Origin of the sequence: Pseudoalteromonas aurantia, from assembly GCF_005886875.1 — a bacterium.
GTDB classification, from domain to species: Bacteria; Pseudomonadota; Gammaproteobacteria; order Enterobacterales; family Alteromonadaceae; genus Pseudoalteromonas; species Pseudoalteromonas aurantia_A.
Genome location: NZ_PNBY01000036.1, coordinates 25,670 through 44,901, shown reverse-complemented (window position 1 = coordinate 44,901; position 19,232 = coordinate 25,670). Strand labels below are relative to the sequence as shown.

17 protein-coding genes are annotated in these 19,232 nt (G+C 38.1%); 1 reads left to right on the top strand and 16 read right to left on the bottom strand.

Features of this window, described 5'->3' with window-relative positions; all coding sequences use genetic code 11:
• From pseI to CWC18_RS08475, 3 genes are read right to left on the bottom strand one after another with little or no spacing between them, the layout of a single operon-like run.
• Positions 1-1,077 carry a pseudaminic acid synthase gene (gene pseI / locus CWC18_RS08485; RefSeq protein ID WP_349304808.1) on the bottom strand — a complete coding sequence of 359 codons (1,077 nt, stop codon included), beginning with the start codon at positions 1,075-1,077 and terminating at the stop codon, positions 1-3.
• Positions 1,070-1,831, bottom strand: coding sequence for a cytidylyltransferase domain-containing protein (locus CWC18_RS08480; protein WP_138675078.1), 762 nt, complete (start codon positions 1,829-1,831; stop codon positions 1,070-1,072). The genes pseI and CWC18_RS08480 overlap by 8 nt, the downstream gene beginning before the upstream one ends.
• 1 nt (position 1,832) lies before the next feature.
• Positions 1,833-3,155 (bottom strand): aminotransferase class III-fold pyridoxal phosphate-dependent enzyme, encoded by a 1,323-nt coding sequence (locus CWC18_RS08475; protein WP_138675077.1) that lies wholly within the window; start codon positions 3,153-3,155, stop codon positions 1,833-1,835.
• A 151-nt stretch (positions 3,156-3,306) separates the two neighbouring features.
• Between CWC18_RS08475 and CWC18_RS08470 the strand changes: the two genes are divergently transcribed.
• A complete protein-coding gene (locus CWC18_RS08470) occupies positions 3,307-4,422 on the top strand; it encodes a hypothetical protein (RefSeq protein ID WP_138675076.1) in 1,116 nt (371 codons plus the stop codon).
• On the opposite strand, the gene CWC18_RS08465 is transcribed toward CWC18_RS08470, so the two are convergent.
• The 13 genes from CWC18_RS08465 to flgL all read right to left on the bottom strand — a co-directional run bounded on the left by CWC18_RS08465 (position 4,391) and on the right by flgL (position 19,231).
• Complete coding sequence (locus CWC18_RS08465; RefSeq protein WP_138675075.1) at positions 4,391-5,383, bottom strand: GNAT family N-acetyltransferase; 993 nt, start codon at positions 5,381-5,383, stop codon at positions 4,391-4,393. The genes CWC18_RS08470 and CWC18_RS08465 overlap by 32 nt on opposite strands.
• On the bottom strand, positions 5,367-6,695 hold the full coding sequence (locus tag CWC18_RS08460) for a DUF4910 domain-containing protein (RefSeq protein WP_212747719.1): 1,329 nt from the start codon (positions 6,693-6,695) through the stop codon (positions 5,367-5,369). Before CWC18_RS08460 ends, CWC18_RS08465 begins: the two co-directional genes overlap by 17 nt.
• The gene (locus CWC18_RS08455) at positions 6,688-7,191 is read right to left on the bottom strand and encodes a GNAT family N-acetyltransferase (RefSeq protein WP_138675074.1); all 504 of its coding nucleotides are present in this window, start codon (positions 7,189-7,191) and stop codon (positions 6,688-6,690) included. The genes CWC18_RS08460 and CWC18_RS08455 overlap by 8 nt, the downstream gene beginning before the upstream one ends.
• Positions 7,192-7,195: 4 nt before the next feature.
• Positions 7,196-9,238: an FAD-dependent oxidoreductase gene (locus tag CWC18_RS08450; protein WP_138675073.1), complete on the bottom strand. Its 2,043-nt coding sequence runs from the start codon at positions 9,236-9,238 to the stop codon at positions 7,196-7,198.
• An 18-nt stretch (positions 9,239-9,256) separates the two neighbouring features.
• Positions 9,257-11,377 carry a motility associated factor glycosyltransferase family protein gene (locus tag CWC18_RS08445; RefSeq protein ID WP_249348217.1) on the bottom strand — a complete coding sequence of 707 codons (2,121 nt, stop codon included), beginning with the start codon at positions 11,375-11,377 and terminating at the stop codon, positions 9,257-9,259.
• Positions 11,374-11,664 (bottom strand): hypothetical protein, encoded by a 291-nt coding sequence (locus CWC18_RS08440; protein WP_138675072.1) that lies wholly within the window; start codon positions 11,662-11,664, stop codon positions 11,374-11,376. The genes CWC18_RS08445 and CWC18_RS08440 overlap by 4 nt, the downstream gene beginning before the upstream one ends.
• The gene (gene fliS / locus CWC18_RS08435) at positions 11,654-12,076 is read right to left on the bottom strand and encodes a flagellar export chaperone FliS (RefSeq protein WP_138675071.1); all 423 of its coding nucleotides are present in this window, start codon (positions 12,074-12,076) and stop codon (positions 11,654-11,656) included. The genes CWC18_RS08440 and fliS overlap by 11 nt, the downstream gene beginning before the upstream one ends.
• A 15-nt stretch (positions 12,077-12,091) precedes the next feature.
• Positions 12,092-13,486 (bottom strand): flagellar filament capping protein FliD, encoded by a 1,395-nt coding sequence (gene fliD / locus CWC18_RS08430; protein ID WP_138675070.1) that lies wholly within the window; start codon positions 13,484-13,486, stop codon positions 12,092-12,094.
• 24 nt (positions 13,487-13,510) lie between these two features.
• Positions 13,511-13,918, bottom strand: a complete 408-nt coding sequence (locus CWC18_RS08425) for a flagellar protein FlaG (protein ID WP_138675069.1) — start codon at positions 13,916-13,918, stop codon at positions 13,511-13,513.
• Between the two features lie 82 nt (positions 13,919-14,000).
• Complete coding sequence (locus tag CWC18_RS08420) at positions 14,001-14,963, bottom strand: flagellin (RefSeq protein ID WP_138675068.1); 963 nt, start codon at positions 14,961-14,963, stop codon at positions 14,001-14,003.
• A gap of 159 nt (positions 14,964-15,122) precedes the next feature.
• On the bottom strand, positions 15,123-16,088 hold the full coding sequence (locus CWC18_RS08415) for a flagellin (protein ID WP_138675067.1): 966 nt from the start codon (positions 16,086-16,088) through the stop codon (positions 15,123-15,125).
• Positions 16,089-16,737: 649 nt separating this feature from the next.
• Positions 16,738-17,700, bottom strand: a complete 963-nt coding sequence (locus tag CWC18_RS08410) for a flagellin (RefSeq protein WP_138675066.1) — start codon at positions 17,698-17,700, stop codon at positions 16,738-16,740.
• Between the two features lie 319 nt (positions 17,701-18,019).
• Positions 18,020-19,231, bottom strand: a complete 1,212-nt coding sequence (flgL, locus tag CWC18_RS08405) for a flagellar hook-associated protein FlgL (protein WP_138675065.1) — start codon at positions 19,229-19,231, stop codon at positions 18,020-18,022.
• Between the last annotated feature and the right edge of the window lies 1 nt (position 19,232).

Here is a 19,232-nt window from a genome sequence, read left to right as displayed (position 1 = left end):
CTATTCCTCTATTTTACCCACGACGGCTTCACATCGAACACGGTCACCAAATTCAACTGCCTGTCCAAGTGTTTGACCTATATATTTTGCTAAATACTTCGGGTGAGCACCAAAACCGGGTCTTACGGAACGAATATCATTTTCAGTCAACACATGACCCACAGGCATTGAATTGCAAAAGTATAATGACCGTTTTGCTAAGATATTTTTCTTTGCCGATTCAGTAATTTGATAATTTATTTTCCCCATCGACTGCTCAACGTCTCTCACATTCTGAACCATGTTTGAAAATGCTTCAGAATCGAGTGAAAAGAAGGCATCAACAGACTCATCCTGATTATCATTTATGAAATGCTTTTCAATTATTTTCCCGCCTAACGCAACTGCTGTCATCGGCGCAACAACTCCTTCTGTGTGGTCGGAAATACCAGCAACACAATTAAATGACTTAGCTAAGTCAGGTATCGTTCTTAAATTACATTCCGTCAATGGTGTCGGATATGCAGTCGTACACTTTAATATGGCAATCTCTGAGCAACCGTGCTTCTGAAGTGTGTTTACAGCTAATTCAATATCATCATAATTGGCAATTCCCGTTGATAGAATTACAGGTTTTCCTGTCTTAGCAATATATGCCAACAAGCCAACATCGGTAATCTCAGGCGATGCGACTTTATAGATAGGAACGTTTAATGATTCAAGTAAATCAACAGCAGTCCTATCAAATGGGCTCGAAAATATATCTAAACCTAAACTTTTGGCCTCTTTAAACAATGGCGCGTGCCATTCCCACGGGGTATAAGCTTTTTTATAAAGAGAATACAGAGACCGGTGAGCTTCCCACGCATTACCTGAAGGGAGTAGGAAGTCAGGCTTATCACAATCAAGAGTAATGGTATCCGCCGTATATGTTTGCAGTTTTATGGCATCTGCACCGGCTTTATGCGCAGCATGTATTAATGCAATTGCTTTTTCTATATCTCCGCCATGATTTGCTGACATTTCAGCGATAATATAACAAGGTGAATCGCCACCGATTATACGGTTATTAATTTTTATTGTGGCTGGTTTAATCATTTGAAACGTGCTCTTTTTTTAAAGAAATTGCTAATCCTTCATTCCTTTGAATATGAGTATTAATACCATATACTTCTGGGTGCGCATTAAAGTAAGACTTTATTTCCTCATAGCTTACTCCGGTACTCTTTTTTCCAAAAAACTCTGCAACTTTAGTTACAACGCGCCAATCCTCTGGTGTATCGAGTGTAAAGCGTAACGTGCTATCATCTGTACTGTTTTGTAATTCAAACATGGCACAATATGAAGGGTGATTGAATAAATATAGCGTAACGTGCTCACGTTCAGATGCCAATGAGGCTAATTGCCCAATCTGAGTTAAAACGCTCGCATTGATAACTTCACAATCTACCCCTTCAGCAAAGTTTTCGCTTAAGTATCCATACTCTGCATTTACCTCATTACTCCGCCGAATTAAACTATCTACTATCTCTGGGCAGATAAAAGGGGAGTCTGCAGTTATTCTAACTACTTTATCAGCTTTAATAACTTTATTTGCGGCAATAAACCTTCCTAATACATCTTCTTCAGATCCCCTGAAATACCTTATGCTTGCTTTGTCGAGTACTTCACACAATCTGTCATTTTCATAATTGGTGGATGTAAGGACAACAATATCATCAAGCAGTTTTGAGTGTTTAAGCCTCATAACTAAATGCTCTACCACCGTTTTTCCATTAAGGTATTTTAGAATTTTGCCTGGAAGTCTCGATGACGACATTCTAGCTTGGACAAACGCAACCGTCTTACTCATCTTAGTTTAACCTTTGAAAACCGCTATGACATACAGGGCCGTCTAGCTGTTCTAGAATTGTCCTTTCTTCAAGAGCGCGCTTTAGCTGTTTAATTACATCTTCGAAGGCAGCTAAAAACACATTACAGTGCTCAGTAGTATGTGCTACCGAAACATAAATAACATTTGCTGCTAATATTCCCTTCTTTAGCATCTCTTGTGTATAAAGTGTTTTCAAAGCTAGCGCATCATCTGTAGGGAAAATAAGTATTGGAACACTATCAACACCGATAAATTTGATGTCAAACCCAACTTGCTCACAGATTTTTCTCATTTCATATTTCAGTTTCGAACCCGTTTTGTTTAACACCTTGCAGACGTTCGATTGCTGGAAAATTTGTATTGTTTTTAAAGCTGCCACAAAACCAACCCTTTCTGTCCAGTATGAACTACTTATAAAGGATTTTTGCGCGGCATCCATAATCCGCCTTTTACCTATAACAGCACCTATTGGGTGGCCATTTCCGAGCGCTTTTCCTAAAATACATATATCAGGCTCAATCCCAAATAATAAATGGGCACCTCCAGCATTCAGCCTAAAGCCCGATGAAATTTCGTCGAAAATAAGTACAATATTGTGCTGTTTGCAAAGCTGACTCACCTGTTGAATAAAATCAATATCTGGCATTCCGTGCCGAAAAACTTCCATCATTACAACTCCTAAATCGGCACCATGTTTAGAGATGATATGCATAAAGCCATCAATATCTCCTTCTCTAAAAGGAAGTGCAGTGTCATGTAATTGTTCAGGAACACCGCTGGGCGCTAAGCCGGGTAAGAGCTGATCTTTCAATTGATCTCCAGCTCCCAAATTTGTGGCCAAATACCAATCATGCCAACCATGATATCCACAGAATGCTACTTTATTTTTATTTGTAAATGACCTTGCAATTCGAATTGCAAGAGCACAAGACTCTCCCCCAGTCCTTGTAAATCGAACACTATCAGACCAGGGGTGTATCTCAACGAGCTTCTCTGCTAACTCTACTTCTTCATAACAGTTCAAGCTGCTCATAGATCCAGCTTGAATGGCTTCTACAACCGCAGTTGTAACTTCTGGGTGCGCGTACCCTAAAGAGCAAGTCCCTATGCCCATAATAGAAAAGTCTAGATAATGGGTATCATCTAAATCCCAAATCTCGCAGCCTTTAGCTCGTTTATAATAAGCCGGCCATTGTTCTGGTAAAAACATCTCTGCACGTTTCGAAAGTAATTGATTCCCTCCAGGTATAAGATCTTTTGCTTTTTCCCATAACTGAGCGCCTGAATTGTTTTTTGCTGACATACTTTCCCTCTGGGCAAAATTTAACGTCGTTAATAAATATATCGACACATAGATTAAAATATTGAGAAATAAGCAAGAAGAGTACCATAGGGCTTTATTTCTAAAAACTTATCGCTCACAATAAATTGATAAAAAACCACTTTATTAAACTATGAGTCATCAACATACTATTTTGCTTTTTTCTATAGATCCAGGTGGTGCAAATTCCATTGGCATCTTGGCACACGAACTTTCTAAAACGGCCAACATTGTTTGCTTTGCAAAGGAAGCTGCTTGTTCTCATTTAAAACATAACTTCCCTCAAATCAATGTGACCTTGTTATCAAACAAGCATGACCAATACTCTAAAACAACCTATCTGCAATTGTTAGCGACAATTAAGCCTAATGTCGTGTTCACCGACACAACCGGTCGTGACTATTCAAACCGGAGCCTTTGGCGCGCATGTAAAGATTTTGGAATTCCCAGCATCGCTATTTTAGATCAGTGGATGAACTACGCATTAAGGTTTTTAAAGCAACACGAAACGTATCAAGGATGCATGGCTTACACCACTGACGACTTTATACTTCCTACAGCTATCGTTACCATGGATTGTTCTGCAAAATTACAAATGGTAAAGGAGGGGCTACCAGAAAACATTATCCACCCATTAGGTTCACCATATTATGAAAGCCTTAAGAGCAAGCCGGTAAAAAACAAAACCCAAAAGAAAAAAGCAATAACAATATTGTTTGCCTCAGAGCCGATTACAGCTGTATATGGCCATAAATTAGGTAAGAAAATCCATGGCTATACGGAACAAACAATTATTAAAACATTATGCCAATCAATTACAAAGCAAGCAAAGCAGCAACACTTTTCAGTGATCATTCGACCACATCCTAGAGAATCGCAGCGAAGATATAATAGGCTCATTAAAAGCTATCATTTTGCTAGTTTGTGCTCAAAAAGATCTGTCCAAGAATCAATTCAAAGCGCAGATATAGTTCTCGGAATGTCGTCAACTATGTTATTGGAAGCAAGCCTTCAAAATAAGCCAATCCTCAGTATTCAAATTGGTAATCATAAAGAAAGCCCTTTTTACCTAGAACAAATAGGGTTGCTTAGGTCTGTTCGATATACTTTTCAATTGCACAACGTAATCAAAAATTTAGAAGCAATGCGATTTAATCGGTACACGGTAAAAATGACGACACAAAATAATTCCGTTGAATCCATTCATAAGCTGATGACTAGTCTTTGTCAGCTCGGTAAGTCAGATTAATGTATGGCTGAATTGTTGCGCCAAAACTCATTTTAAACCATCCTCTGTCAGGGCTATTAACACCTTCTAAGTCTAAGCTTACTATGCCTTTTTTTGCAAGAAAAGGAAAGGCTTGCCACAATACCGCAGTCCCTGTATGCGCATTTCTAAGCGCATAGTCATTTGCTCCAAACAAATAGTACGCTTTATCAGCCATCATCAAAAACACTGCCATACTACCCACTTCATCATTCGTTGTAGCAGCGGATATCATAAGTATACGATTATCATTATACAAACTGACCAATAGCTTTGACATTTGAGTCAATAAATCATTTTCCAGTTCAATATTTTGCCGTTCAAACGTATGTTTATATAAAAAAAGAAATCTTTCAAAATCATTACTATCAAATACTTTCACCCCTTTGCGGTAACCATATCTTATTTCCTGACGCCTCGAAACTGATGCGTCCTGATATAAAGTAAAGTCTTCTAACGGCTTTTTGTCTAAAAACTCTCTAATGTCCACAAAACTAGTATATCGAATGGATTCCTGATACATAGGCTTATTATCATGATAATGCACCCATTGAAAAGCCCTTACATCCGTCAGCATTGGTGCAAGGGTAAGATCTATGTGACTATATTCTTCAGCGAGAAATTCAGCGATACATTGTAGCGCCTTAAACTGCTCGGAATTTTTTTGGGCTCGATTTAGTTTCTCAAATTCCCGAAAAAATATCCCATCATGTACAACTAGATCATGCCCTACCACATTGTGTTCAGTATCATCTAATACAACCAAACAACCAGCAACAATCTCATCACCTTTCTTACATAAGAACGCTCTAAAGTTTCCATGTAATGCATTAACAAAGCTTGATAAAGCAAATGGAGTAGCGCTACTTGATGACTCTACCAATATATCCCAATCCCCATCAATTTGTGTAGCTACTACTTTGTAATTATTCAATTTCGACATTATTTTCTTCTACTTTCACCAATAACCCTTCCTTCAACAGTCGATTTAGGGTCGGTAATAACTCTAGGGCATTCACCTTAATTTTTTCAGCAATAGCAATTAGATCATGTTTGCCATCACAGTAAGTAATAAAGTTCGTTAATGTTCTAACATCGGTATAATCCAGCGACATACTACTCAACGTGGGGTACAATCCCCTTTTACCCAACTGAGGTTCACATAAAACAGTTACACAATAATATGCATTTGCTTCAATAAGTTGAATTGCCTTATATACTGACTCTAACCCACCGCTTAAACCACTCGCCGTAACAAGATTTAAATCATCTAAAGAGGTATGGTATTCTGGATAGTCGCCATAACGAGTTCGCATGATAGAACCAATTGGTAAGTCTACCCCAGGGGCACAATACTGCCTCTCGTCACTCCCTCGAGATAAATAATCATACAAACAGTAATTAGGAGCGAAATAATCAAACATATGCATTGCGGCCCGGTCGGAAAGGGTGTTTTCCATCCGCGATTGTAAATATGAGTGATTCCGTTCATCACCGATACAGGTCAGCACATACCCCGCAATAATTCTATGTTTAATTTCTTTCAAACGCTGTGATAAAAATGCAATTGCACCAATTGTTTCCGGCACAAAAACAAATCTATAGCTATACTTTCTGCCTTTCCACTGCTGCAACTGTTGAATTAATGCCATAGTAACAACTGGCCCTGAAAGTTCATTATTAGCCATCGATGGATGACAGATATAAGTCGAGATAAGTACCTCTTCGTCACTTTCACCAGGGAGATAATATTCGCCATAGTTTAATTCACCATCAAAGTGTTCAGAATCTATCACTACTTTATAATTGCCTGATTTTAAACTATCACGTTGATTTTGCGTTAAACAAAACCCCCAACGTGGCGCATAGTAAGAAGTAACATAAGGAATTGCATCTGGCTGTTCTGGTAAAGAATAAAGGTGCTGTTGTAACTCTTTAAGAGGCATTATCTCATTAACTGCAGTTGAATAATTTAACACATGTAAATTATGATCTTTGTAATCTATAATTTTGGTACCGTCAGGTGCTAAAATATAGGCTTCGCTAATCTTCCACTCTTGTGGAACCTGCCAGTCAAACACCATAGAACCCGATGGTACTGAATGGACTTCTAACTCAGGAACAAACTTCTGAATGTAAGATAATGTTTCTCTTACTCCATCACCCGTCAAACTTCGGCAAATTGGAAAGAGTTCTTTTGCCCATTGGTGCATTTCCAATCCCAATGCAGTAAAAGGTACTGTTTTGTTATTCACTTATCATACTCCAAGACATGAGTATTCCATCTTTACTATTGATACTCGATAATGGTCGGCTTTCAGGTTTAAATCCTAGCTTTTTATAAGCCGAAATTGCATTCTTGTTATGTTTACTGACCCCTAGGACCATTAAATTAGTGCCGTATTTTCTTATCGTATACTCTGAAAATGCTTTGATAACTTCACCTGCGACGCCAACACCATGAAATGCTGGCTCGCCAATCAAAATTCCCATTTCAACTATTTTTCTATCATGATCTAAAAACTCAAACTTTACATTTCCAATATGTAAATTCGACTTTTTAACAAAAATCCCTAACAGTAGAATATTAGTATCTGAGAGCGATTTATGAATATACTCTTCTAGACTTTTTAAATCAGTCTGAATATTGGTAAGGTAATGACTAGCATCACCTCTTAGCCATGACAAATACTGCCGTGTAGCATGTTGTTTCTGTAACTCTTTCAGGAAAAAACGTGCGGTATCTATCATCAACTTACTTTTGAAGAACTAAGCTCCAAGCTGCTCCTTGTTGCTCAATACCATCTACATGAGTGATCGAGTGTTCTAAATGAACAAGACCGAATTTCTGAGTCAAGTTTACAATAAGTTCTCTATCAAAAAAGTGAACATTGCCGACCCCTGAAAATGGACCTGAATCATAGCCTGAGCGCGTATAACTATCTTTCTCTTGCGGTATACCCAGTTCAAAATAGCCATGCTTGGTACTAAACCAATCAGTGATAATTAAGTGACCGCCTTCTTCTAATTGTTTATATGCCAAGTCTAAATACGCTTCGATAGAAGCTGTATCATTATGTACAGATGCACCTCTATCAACAATTAAGTTAAATTTACTCTCAAATGGAATTAGTTTTGTGAAATCAGCTACTTTGATATTATCAGCAAACTCAGAAAACCTATTTTTCAAAAGTGTAACAATATGTTCACTACCATCTAAAGCCGAAACTTTATCAGTATAAGTTTGAAAGAAAGGAAGATTTGCACCCGCCCCACACCCTACTTCTAATACTCTAAACTCTCCATCACACGAAGCTAATGGGGTGTGCCGCAAACATAAACTAACAAGCTGACTCCACGGCCAAATCGACATATGACGATTGTTTCTGTATAGCTCATCCCACTCTTTTGAAAAACCCATAATCACTCCGTTAAAAAAAATTTCTTCAATTTGTTTGTCTATCGACTTAATCACATCAGTTTGTAACCACGCAGTTGAACTATGCCGACCAGCAAAAATAACATTTTTGAGAGAAAGTCTTAACAACTCACCCACCTCTTTAACTGCATTATCTAACTGCTTAGTTGGAACCGGGAAAGTATTAGGAATTGTCTGTCTTGCTTGATCGATTACAATATGTCTATTGTCTATTAACCCTAACTCTTTTAACTCCTCGAGCGCATGCTCATAACACAGCAATTCACTTTGTTCCTCATTGGATAATATTTCAAGAGTTAACCGGCTACCTTTCTCAGCCCTACCAGCAATATTGTCATACAATGTAATTCTAAATGATTTGAACGACTCATCCCAATTCCACACATAGTGATTTTGAGAATTTAAAACAGGTCTGTTAAACGAAAAATGGAAAAGATTAGCGGTCCTAAGTACAGGCCGGTACGCTGACGTAAACGCTATATTTGCAAGCCTTAAGGCCAAAAATGGTGGCGCAGTCCAAATAACATATTCGCAATCAAGGCTTTCCCCGCCTTTTAGCTCCACTTTCGTCACATTAGCTTGCTGTGCATTCAAATGAGTTATTTGAGAGGACGTCTTAACCTTAACTCCTTTATTGACTGCGCGATTAAGTAAGCTATCAGTCCAAAACTGTATTCCTAATTCACTTTTTGGATATAAATATGACTCTGTGATATTCGTTTTTTCGGCAAAGTATTTACTAGACGAGAATGCCAACTTTTCATCATATTTAGGAATGCTTTTTAATACTTCAGATGTTTCATCATCAAACGCTACGACACGGTTTAAACCAAAATAACCCACTTTTGGTTTCAAATGAGTAAAGTCAACCTCATCACCATATAACTTTTTGACAGATGGAGTAAACAGTTTGTCAGACAAGTAACTCCCAACATGAGAACGAATAAATGTACTATAATCTTCTGTTGTCATATCACTGACTGACGTTAACAGCTCCCCAACACATTTCTGATAACACTCCGTAGGTAGTGCTCTAATATCAACAACTTGCGTCTTTAAATTCCATTGCCCGGAAAAGTAGTTTCCTGAGTTTAGATATGAAAACTCATGCCAGTGCTTCGCTAGTTTACCCTCGCCGAAAAGAATCTTATCAATATGTGCGATCCCTGTTTTTGAAGCTAAGTGTGTACCTTGATCATACAGTACTCCCTGCTCCGAACGGTAAGCATTTAGCAGGCCTCCACACCGGTCACTTGACTCAATCAATGTAATGTCAAACTGGTCATATGCAGCCAATTTATTAGCTGCAAATAAACCTGAAATCCCTCCTCCAACAATCACTACTTTCTGCTTATGCATGACACATAGTCCTATGAATTAAACTTCAAATACATGATCGCTGGCTTTATTCCAATTTTTCCTATATAAACTTGGCGCGTCCTCTAAAAAGTCACACCACACACCTTTCAATTCTTGGTAAAAAGGCATAATCGATTCATCATCCCCATAGTTAAATAACATATTGATTATTATTGAGTTTAAATATAAAGCTTCACCTTCTAGCACCATAAAGTGATGGCTAAACTGAGTTTCTTTAAGTGACATTAATAGTCGAATTTGTTTCATAACTTGCTCGAAAGCTTCGCTTCTGACCGATACCGGCTCAGATAAGATCTCAATCATTGTTGAGCATAACTTTTCAAAGCTTTCAAAATCTAAATACTTTTCTAAATCAAAGTCCTTGTCTGGTGTGTAAAATAACTCTGATTTGACATAATCAATTACATTTTCTCTTCGTCGGGTGTTACTTGGCAATATAATATCATCAGAGCGCAAAGGCGTTGTACCGTCTATAAATGAACCGTCGCTACAATTAAAACAACTTACGCCTTGCGCACGCGCTGTTCGCAGTACCCGCTCCATTTGAACTTTTCCTGAGTAAAGAAAATGATCAGCAATAACTTCTTTGCCAAAGTTACCTGGAACCCTTAATTGTGAGCCTATTTGCAATGGCTGATATACAGTGTCACCTTCAGAGTTATAATACATACTTGATTTAGAGTGATGATGCGCCGGATCAACATAGCCACTGTCTACACCGAACATATAAATATTCTTAAAACCTAAAGAAACGACATAACTCAACGCCATATTGCCAACTAGAGGGTTACAAAATGGAAGCGTCATACTTGATTTTTTTCGACTAAACATTTCAGCAACTTGATGTAAACTAGTTCCCGCTTCTCGACCTTTCAGTGCCGCGCCAGCCCACGAAAATAAACTTGCCACATCCTGATGCATGACATTCACTGTCAATAAAGACATTTGTTTTCTAGCATCTTCTGGCAGAAATGCCTTTAAGAAATCGTAGGTTGCTCTAGATCGTTCTAATGCAGCATGAAAATCAGGAATAATCCCATTTTTTATTAATGCCGTACTCGCTGAGTTACATGACACAACGATGACATCGTCTCTAAACTTTTTAATAAATTCAATATCATTATCAAGAGATGGCCCATTAGCGACAATAAAAACAGGAAAGTCTTTAAAGTGATTCTCTACATCGTAATGAGCGCGAAACATGGGTAGCTGGCGTTTTACATTTTCACAGCTATGAGCCAAACTCATAAATGCATCGTCAATAAACCCCCACCCCATAAAAAATTCGTGGAAATTATCCTTTAACTTCAATATTAAATTATTTATTGAAAGTGATGGATAATGCTGGAAGAACCATGAATTTGAAATGGTAAATGGGCCTTGCTCTTGTGCCCTGCTATATAAATCTTGATAAACGCCCTCTTCATCTACACCTATGCTGAGATATAATGAGAGGCCTTTATCATCAATTTTTTTTAAGTAACTAGCCCAATCAAAAGTAAACAAACTCGCAAAAAAATAATCTTCTTCAGGTTCAAATAGGTTTATATATTCACTTGGCACAGCATCTAAAACAGCATTTAAATGATACCCTAAACCAACACCAAAAATCACTGAACTTGGCACTTTTCCTTTTAACTCGGTATTCACCTCAAGACTGTTGCGTGCTTTATTGTATACCTTTCCTGCAGACTTAATTAAATCCACGTGAATGAAGTCGTATTGGTTATCTAACTTTTCAAGGTAGTGGTAACTTACTTTTGAAAATACAGGACTTTTTATCGCGTTTTCTACCTGATCTTTTACCTGAGATATAGGATCTGCAGAATAAATGGGGCAGTTTGTGTCATAATCGACTAAGTTAGGAGAACCATTATCATTCAGGAAAAGGTTAAATTGTTCTTTTGGCGAAAAGTTAATATATTTATCATAAATTTCGGGGAAGTATTTTTTTAACGCAACCAAATTTATTTCAAATTGATCATTTGCCTCTTCGATAAATTTTTCTTCTAAAACACTTTTCTCTACTGAAGCTTGCAAAATTTTTTCAATCTGTTTCAGTTGGTTTTCTACGTCTTTAGACTCGACCATACTTTGCTCATATCGCTGATTATTCATATTGACTTATAAAAATTAATGGCCTTTTGGCCGGCATTTGAACCTCTAAGGGATTCAATTATGTTACGCTTTTTAATTTCGATTTGGCTTACTGTTGCTTCTAACATTTGATAAAAATCAACTAGACTTTTTGTCTCTTCTACAGTTAAGTCTGAAACGCTTTTAATAGTACATACTTTTTCAAAAAGCTCATCAGCTTTTTCAATTGCACCATCGATTTCGTCCAATTCTAAAAGCTCATTTATACTCTTTACTTTCAATAAAAAATATTGGTAATTATCCTGCATGAGAATCACTGGCGTTTAGCGTCGCTTGTCTAACATCAAATGGGATCGCGTCCCAAGCAGATTTAATTTCCTTTAAAAGACCAGTAACTTCATCTATGTAGCTTGAATCATTTTTGACACTGGCGTCTAAAAGCTTTTCAATCATATACGAGTAAAGTGCGTAAAGGTTTTCAGTTACTTCCCCCCCTACTTCAAAATCTAAACAGCCTCTTAAAGCTTCTAAAATTGCTGACGCTTTTGATAAATGCTCTGATTTGGCTTCTAAATTTCTTTTTTCTATGGCAACCTTAGCAAACACCATTTTTTCAATTGCGCCAGCCATCAACATCTGAATTATTTCATATCTATCAGCCCCTGCGACTCGGGTTTTTAAAGCTTCTTTTTGGTAATTTTTAACTTTAGCATTGTACATAATTTAACCTCAACATTATTTTGACTTTGTAAAGCCTGGTAGATTAGCGAGCTGAGCACCTAAATATGTTTGAGTTTGCTTCATGTTGGCAAGCAATACATCTAAACCTGCATATTTCTGTCTCAAACCAGCTTCAAAAGACTTCATTCTTTCAGCGTGATTTGCTATGTCATCATCTAAGTCACTCAGTTGACCATTTAAGGTTGTCTCTCTCTCTTTCAACAAACCGTCTGAATCAATATAGTTGCCTAATAAGGTTTCCATTTTCTTCGCGACACCATCATTTCCTGCAAAAGCCTTGCCAATATCATCAAAATTAGTATCCATTGCATCATTTAAACTACGTACTAATGAAGATTTTTTTAAATACCCCTCTTTGTCAATTGTCAATCCCATATCAAAAATTGATTCAAATGGCCCAGCATCAACTAAGGGGTTACTAATCGAGTTTACTAATTGGTCACTGAGCCCTCTCATCGCTGAATCGCCATTTAGTGGCTTGCCTATTCGTGTTTGAAGTCCAATCATACCTACTAAATTATTATAATCAGCAATTAACTCGTCTACTAAAGTTGAAATAGAATCTTTGTCATAATCAATTGATAATTTTGCAATTTCATCAGCTCCAGAGTCGTCCTGCTCACTAGTTTTCAAAGCTTTAATGGTCATATCTTGCACAGCATCTTTGAAAGTATTTGTTTCACTGGTTACTTGCAAACCATCAATTGTGATTATTGCGTTAGATGCTGACTGTGTTGAGGTCATCCCTGCCGTTGTCACTGCATCTAATTCTGAAGTATCAGCAGTAACTAACAAGTCATTTCCTGCACCTGTAATGCTAGAAGTAAGAACTAATTTAGACCCAACAGCAGGATCCCCTGTGTTTACAATATTTGCAGTGACACCAAAGTTTTTATCAGATGCATTAATTTCATCTCTTAATTCTGCAAGTGTTGCCCCTGCACTTAATGTTAAATCAAAAGTTTTATCTGGTCCTGCTGAAAATGTGAGTGTTCCACCAGTTGCTGTCACGACATCTGAAGTTGCTGAAAACTCTGTATCGTTTGAAATAAACCGACTACCTTGTGCCAATTGATTTACCGCGATTTTAAAACTACCGACAGATATATCTTTTGTCGGGGTTACACTAATCAAATCGCCAGAGCTAGGTTGGGTAATAGTAGCCGCACGTTTACCAAAATTATCTGCATCGGCCAGTTTCTCAATAGTATCATTAAGCTTAGACACTGCAGATTTAACTTCACCTATAGAAGATAACTCGACCTTCAAAGATTCTTGTTTACGACCAAATGAAGTTAACTTAGGCGAACTTTCTGCTTGCACAGATGCCTGAATAATACTTTCTAAATTAAGTCCAGAACCTATGCCAGCTGATGTTATTAATGGCATATATCACCTCCTACCTGCTACCTTTTAAGCTGTCTCATTAACCAAAACACCTTTATTGTCTAATTTATCGGCTAGTTCTTCTAAAGCCTTAGCAACTTCTCTGAATTCTTTTGAAGGGATCTCTCTAATCACCTCTTCACTACCTTGATCAATGACCTTTATTATTGGGGGATCACCTTTTTCATCAAACTCAAAACTAAGACTCGTTGATTGGACGGATAAGAATTCATTCACCCTATCTAAGCTTTCTTGAAGAGATGTCCCCAGCTCTTTATCTTCTAGCGCTTTGTTTTTTGTATCTTCTATAGCGTTATTCGCTTTCTCTACTTTTTCTGCCGCTCGCGAGTAATCTACACCGCCTGACATTTTTTCTGAACCTAACGAGGTAGTCAAAATATTGACTATGCTACTTCCTGAGTCAACTTCTCTCATAACATGCCTCCAAAGACCTAACTTAATAATAGCATAAGGTATACTTAAAAGAGTTACTTTCAAGTATACCTAAAGTTCCACTTTACCCAAGCAATGACAGCGCGACTTGAGGACGCTGATTTGCTTGACTTAAAATTGAGCTACTAGCTTGTTGCAAGATTTGCATCTTAGTTAAGTTAGCCGTTTCCTGTGCAAAATCGGTATCTTGAATACGAGACCGTGCAGCAGTTAAATTTTCAGCAATGTTTGATTGGTTACGAATTGTAGATTGGAATCGGTTTTGAATCGCCCCCAGCTCGGCACGCTTTTTATCAACTACTGCGATCAATGAATCCATACCTGCCAGAACAGCCTGAGCATTGGCTTGCGAAGAAACAGATATACCCGAAGCAGTAAACACACCTGCAAATGAAGCAGCATCTGCCGCATTGCCAACAACAGTACTTATAGTACCTGCAACTGAGCTTAAATTACTCCCAGTAACACCACTTGCAATGCCAGCAATACCCGAAAGTGTAAACCCATTATTAGCAGTTAAAGTATTTGCAGTGCCTCCAACATCTTGCATACTAAAGCCGATTGTTTGCACTGCATCTGCACCCACCTGAAAATTGGCATTGTATGTACCATCAAGTAGATTTTGACCACCAAATGTAGTGTCAGCTGCAACTCGATTTACTTCCTCAGAAAGAGAACGGATCTCTTCTTGAATTGCTAATCTATCTTCGTCAGTGTTAGAACCGTTAGACGCTTGTTGTGCAAGAGTTCTGATACGCTGAAACATTTGTGTTGATTCATCCATGGCACCTTCTGCTGTTTGCGCAAGAGAAATACCATCGTTTGCATTTCTAATACCTTGATTCAAACCATTGATCTGACCTGTTAATCGGTTTGAAACCTGCATTCCCGCTGCATCATCTTTAGCGCTATTAATACGCATGCCCGATGATAAGCGTTTAAATGAAGTATCCAGCGAATTCGCCGAATTACTTAATTGCCTTTGTGCGTTCAAAGAACTCACATTTGTATTTACATATAAAGCCATAGTAGCCTCCGCTTAATCATTGATATGGTAAACCGCGGGATACCCCTACCCTGCGAAATACCGCACTAGAGTCCTAGATTTATAGTTCTCTAAATCTTATATCGGTGACTGAAGCAAAAGCTTTAGCTAAATTTGTAAAAAATTATATTCTTTTTTAAATTACCCTTGCAGTAAGCTCAAAGCAGCTTGAGGCCTCTGGTTTGCTTGACTTAATACTGTTTGGCTAGCTTGTTGTAATATTTGATTTTTAGTTAGCTTTGCGGTTTCTAAAGCGAAGTCAGCATCTTTGATACGAGATTTCGCAGCTGATAAATTCTCTGAAATATTCGCTTGATTTCGAATCGTTGACTGGAATCGATTTTGAACCGCACCCAGCTCCGCACGTTTTTTATCTACAACCGCTATCAACGCATCCATCCCCGCAAATACAGCTTGTGCATTAGCTTGTGACGAAACACTAATACCACCCGCAGTAAATACACCTGAAAATGCTGTGTTATCTGGTGAAGCACCAACGGTAGCACTTATAGTGCCTGTAACCGCACTCAAAGTTGCACCAGAAACACCACTGGCAACACCAGCAACACCAGACAACGTGAAGCCACCATTGGCAATCAAACTATTAGCGGTAGAACCGACGTTTTGCATGCTAAAGCCAATTGTTTGAACTGCATCAGCACCAACTTGGAAGTTAGCAGCGTAAGAACCATCTAATAAGTTTTGGCCACCAAATGTTGTATCACTTGCTACTCGGTTTACTTCTGATGCCAATTGACGAATTTCTTCTTGAATAGCTAACCTATCTTCATCTGTATTCGAACCATTAGCTGCTTGTTGTGCTAATGTTCTGATCCGTTGGAACATGGACGTGGTTTCATCCATCGCACCTTCAGCTGTTTGCGCTAATGAAATTCCATCATTTGCATTTCTATTTCCTTGCCCAAGACCAAGTATTTGTGATTGCAAACGGTCAGTAATTTGCAAGCCTGCAGCGTCATCAGCAGCACTATTGATTCTCATACCTGACGATAAACGCTTAAAAGAAGTATCAAGCTCATTACCCGAGTTTGTTAATTGGCGCTGCGCATTTAAGGAGCTTATGTTAGTATTTACAAATAAAGCCATAACTAATTCTCTCTATTTCAAGTCAAAGCCAGATCTCAATCTAGCCCCACATTTGTTTATGCAAAGTGGCAACTTTTATCGTCAAAATTATTTGCCGTAGGGGCAAAAAACTGCCATTTACATTACTTTTTATATCTATCACGTTATATTAAGCAAAGAGTGCGCCAACTATAAAAACGGTATTGAAAATATAAAAAAGAATTGGCTTTCATTTAAAAACAATAATTTGAGAGTTCCTTCTGTGCTGGTATTCGAAAGAACTAAACACGAAATGGTTAGATAAAGGATTTACTTGGCAATTGGCCTTAAAGAAAATCAAGAAATAAAGAGGACATACCAACTGCTCTATGCCCCCTCCATTGTCAACTTTAACCCAAGAAGTTTAAATTCATAATGTATAACAACTCGATTAGATGTGGTTAAAATAGGGTGTTTTGAAGGCGAAAAAAAGGGCCAAGAAGGCCCTTTTATAAGTTTGAAAGTATTTGTCAAAAAATTAGCATAAACATTGGCATAGCTTATGCTTATAAATACCTGTTCGTTAAATTAATGAACGCTATTGGATTTTAAGCTCCTCCGCTTTGTTATCCAATTCGGTGTCCGTGCTAATACCCCATCAAGTGCGGACACCTATTTCCTTATTTTTCCCTTAACCTAATAAACTTAATGCTGCCTGCGGACGCTGATTAGCCTGACTCAAAATGGTCTGACTTGCCTGTTGTAGAATCTGCATCTTGGTCAAGCTTGCTGTTTCTTGTGCAAAGTCAGTGTCTTTAATACGTGATTTTGCAGCAGATAAGTTTTCAGAGATATTTGATTGGTTTCGAATGGTTGATTGAAATCTATTTTGTACCGCACCCAGCTCAGCACGTTTTTTATCAACTACTGCGATCAATGAATCCATACCTGCCAGAACAGCCTGAGCATTGGCTTGCGAAGAAACAGATATACCCGAAGCAGTAAACACACCTGCAAATGAAGCAGCATCTGCCGCATTACCAACAACAGTACTTATAGTACCTGCAACTGAGCTTAGATTACTCCCAGTAACACCACTTGCAATGCCAGCAATACCCGAAAGTGTAAACCCATTATTAGCAGTTAAAGTATTTGCAGTACCTCCAACATCTTGCATACTAAAGCCGATTGTTTGCACTGCATCTGCACCCACCTGAAAGTTTGCCGAATATGAACCATCGAGCAAATTTTGACCGCCAAATGTAGTATCTGCTGCAACTCTGTTAACTTCTTCCGAAAGTGATCTTATTTCTTCTTGAATAGCTAATCTGTCTTCATCCGTGTTTGAACCATTCGATGCTTGCTGTGCCAAAGTACGAACACGTTGAAACATTGAAGTTACCTCGTCCATTGCGCCTTCAGCTGTTTGCGCTAATGAGATACCATCATTTGCGTTTCGGTTACCTTGGTTCAAACCATTAATCTGTGATGTTAAACGGTCTGATATTTGTAAACCCGCGGCATCATCAGCTGCACTGTTGATACGAAAACCAGATGATAGACGCTTAAAAGAGGTATCAAGTGAATTACCTGAATTATTTAACTGTCTTTGTGCGTTCAATGAACTTACGTTAGTATTTACATAAAGTGCCATGATATTTCTCCCGATGTAAACTTAGTGTTTACTCTCAAACTTATAACTTTAAGCCTTCGATGTTTTTTATCACTCCAGCTTGGTTACTTAAGTTATCGGAAGGTCCTAAAAATCCTTTAATGTTTTTTTGAAAAATATTTAAACTACTAATTTCAAACAGAAAAACGGAAGGTTTAGTGCTTTTTAGATTTAAGGGTATTACTGATTAAAACTTACAGAAATAAAATTAAAAACACTATATTTCAGTGTGTTGTATGTAATTAGTTAAGTAATAAGGGCTTAAGAAAGAGGATACTTACGCCCTACGACGATGAATACTTTATCTAATATATTCTAATAGCGATAAATTTGTTAAGCGGCCAAAAGTTGCCTGTGCAGCCTGCAAAGCCGTTTCATGTTTCGTTAACTCAGTGATTGCCTCAGCCATATCAAGTTCTACAAGCGTTGCTTTTGCTGCTTTGTTATTTATATCAAGGTCAGCGTTGGCATCGACAATCCTCTGCGCAGTATTCAATCGTCCACCTAAGCCGGACTGAGTTTGAGATACTAGATTTTTAGCATTAGTTAAACCTACGAGCGAATCTGCTAATACTTGCTCATAATCATTTTGGCTAAGCGAGGAATCGTTAAGTGCTGCCTCTAACTTATTTAACGTGTTAAGTACATTTTCCTTTTTTGGTTGCTCTAAGTTAAATGTGACACTTGCTGCACCATTAGGTTTAACTTCCATGCCATCAATATTGGCAGTTCCATCAGCATACGTACCCGACTTAAGTGCAACCCCACCCTGCAATACATCATAGGTTGTTGGTGATGTAAAATTAACCGTAATGGTATTCGCATTCGCTGGTGCAGTAGGGCTGGCGTTATATTGTGCTTTATGGAAAGAATCAAATTGCCCCTGCTCTTTCACATATACACTCGCCGTACCTGGTGCAATGGTAGTCCGATCAATATCTAAACGTTTAGGTACATTTTCAAATGTATCAAAACCATTGTCACTTGATTTAATCTCTACACCTTCAGCGACCTTTATTTTATGCTGCCCTTGGTCGCCGTTGTACTCATATTGACTCGTTGTGCTATTAAAGGAGTAGGTTTGAGTATTATCTTGATACCCGGAAAATATATATCGCCCATCTTCCGTTTTCGCGTTCATCAAATCGAGGACAGTTTCCTTAATTGAAGAGATCTCTTCAGATATCCCAGCTCGGTCTTCACTAGATAAGGCGCCACTGCCCGCTTGTATAGTGAGTACATGTGCTCGGGTTACCGACTCTTTAATATTATCTAAAACACTTTCCTGCGTTTTAAGTCGGCTATTCAACATCGTTAAGCTTTTGGTATATTGCTCATTGGTTTGAATTCTGTCTGTGTAAAGTAACGCACGAGCTGTTGCAGATGGATCATCCGAGGCTGTTAAAACCCTCTTCTGTGTATTAACCTGTTGCTGCGCTTTATTTACTTCTTGCTGATTGCTCAAGATAGAGTTCAAGTTTGTCTTGTGCATTAAGTTATTTGATAAACGCATA

Excerpts from the sequence above, each read along its gene's own strand:
- pseI (WP_349304808.1), bottom strand. The coding sequence starts at position 1,077 with ATGATTAAACCAGCCACAATAAAAATTAATAACCGTATAATCGGTGGC.
- CWC18_RS08480 (WP_138675078.1), bottom strand. The coding sequence starts at position 1,831 with ATGAGTAAGACGGTTGCGTTTGTCCAAGCTAGAATGTCGTCATCGAGA.
- CWC18_RS08475 (WP_138675077.1), bottom strand. The coding sequence starts at position 3,155 with ATGTCAGCAAAAAACAATTCAGGCGCTCAGTTATGGGAAAAAGCAAAA.
- CWC18_RS08470 (WP_138675076.1), top strand. The coding sequence starts at position 3,307 with ATGAGTCATCAACATACTATTTTGCTTTTTTCTATAGATCCAGGTGGT.
- CWC18_RS08465 (WP_138675075.1), bottom strand. The coding sequence starts at position 5,383 with ATGTCGAAATTGAATAATTACAAAGTAGTAGCTACACAAATTGATGGG.
- CWC18_RS08455 (WP_138675074.1), bottom strand. The coding sequence starts at position 7,191 with ATGATAGATACCGCACGTTTTTTCCTGAAAGAGTTACAGAAACAACAT.
- CWC18_RS08450 (WP_138675073.1), bottom strand. The coding sequence starts at position 9,238 with ATGCATAAGCAGAAAGTAGTGATTGTTGGAGGAGGGATTTCAGGTTTA.
- CWC18_RS08445 (WP_249348217.1), bottom strand. The coding sequence starts at position 11,377 with ATGAATAATCAGCGATATGAGCAAAGTATGGTCGAGTCTAAAGACGTA.
- CWC18_RS08440 (WP_138675072.1), bottom strand. The coding sequence starts at position 11,664 with ATGCAGGATAATTACCAATATTTTTTATTGAAAGTAAAGAGTATAAAT.
- fliS (WP_138675071.1), bottom strand. The coding sequence starts at position 12,076 with ATGTACAATGCTAAAGTTAAAAATTACCAAAAAGAAGCTTTAAAAACC.
- fliD (WP_138675070.1), bottom strand. The coding sequence starts at position 13,486 with ATGCCATTAATAACATCAGCTGGCATAGGTTCTGGACTTAATTTAGAA.
- CWC18_RS08425 (WP_138675069.1), bottom strand. The coding sequence starts at position 13,918 with ATGAGAGAAGTTGACTCAGGAAGTAGCATAGTCAATATTTTGACTACC.
- CWC18_RS08420 (WP_138675068.1), bottom strand. The coding sequence starts at position 14,963 with ATGGCTTTATATGTAAATACAAATGTGAGTTCTTTGAACGCACAAAGG.
- CWC18_RS08415 (WP_138675067.1), bottom strand. The coding sequence starts at position 16,088 with ATGGCTTTATTTGTAAATACTAACATAAGCTCCTTAAATGCGCAGCGC.
- CWC18_RS08410 (WP_138675066.1), bottom strand. The coding sequence starts at position 17,700 with ATGGCACTTTATGTAAATACTAACGTAAGTTCATTGAACGCACAAAGA.
- flgL (WP_138675065.1), bottom strand. The coding sequence starts at position 19,231 with ATGCGTTTATCAAATAACTTAATGCACAAGACAAACTTGAACTCTATC.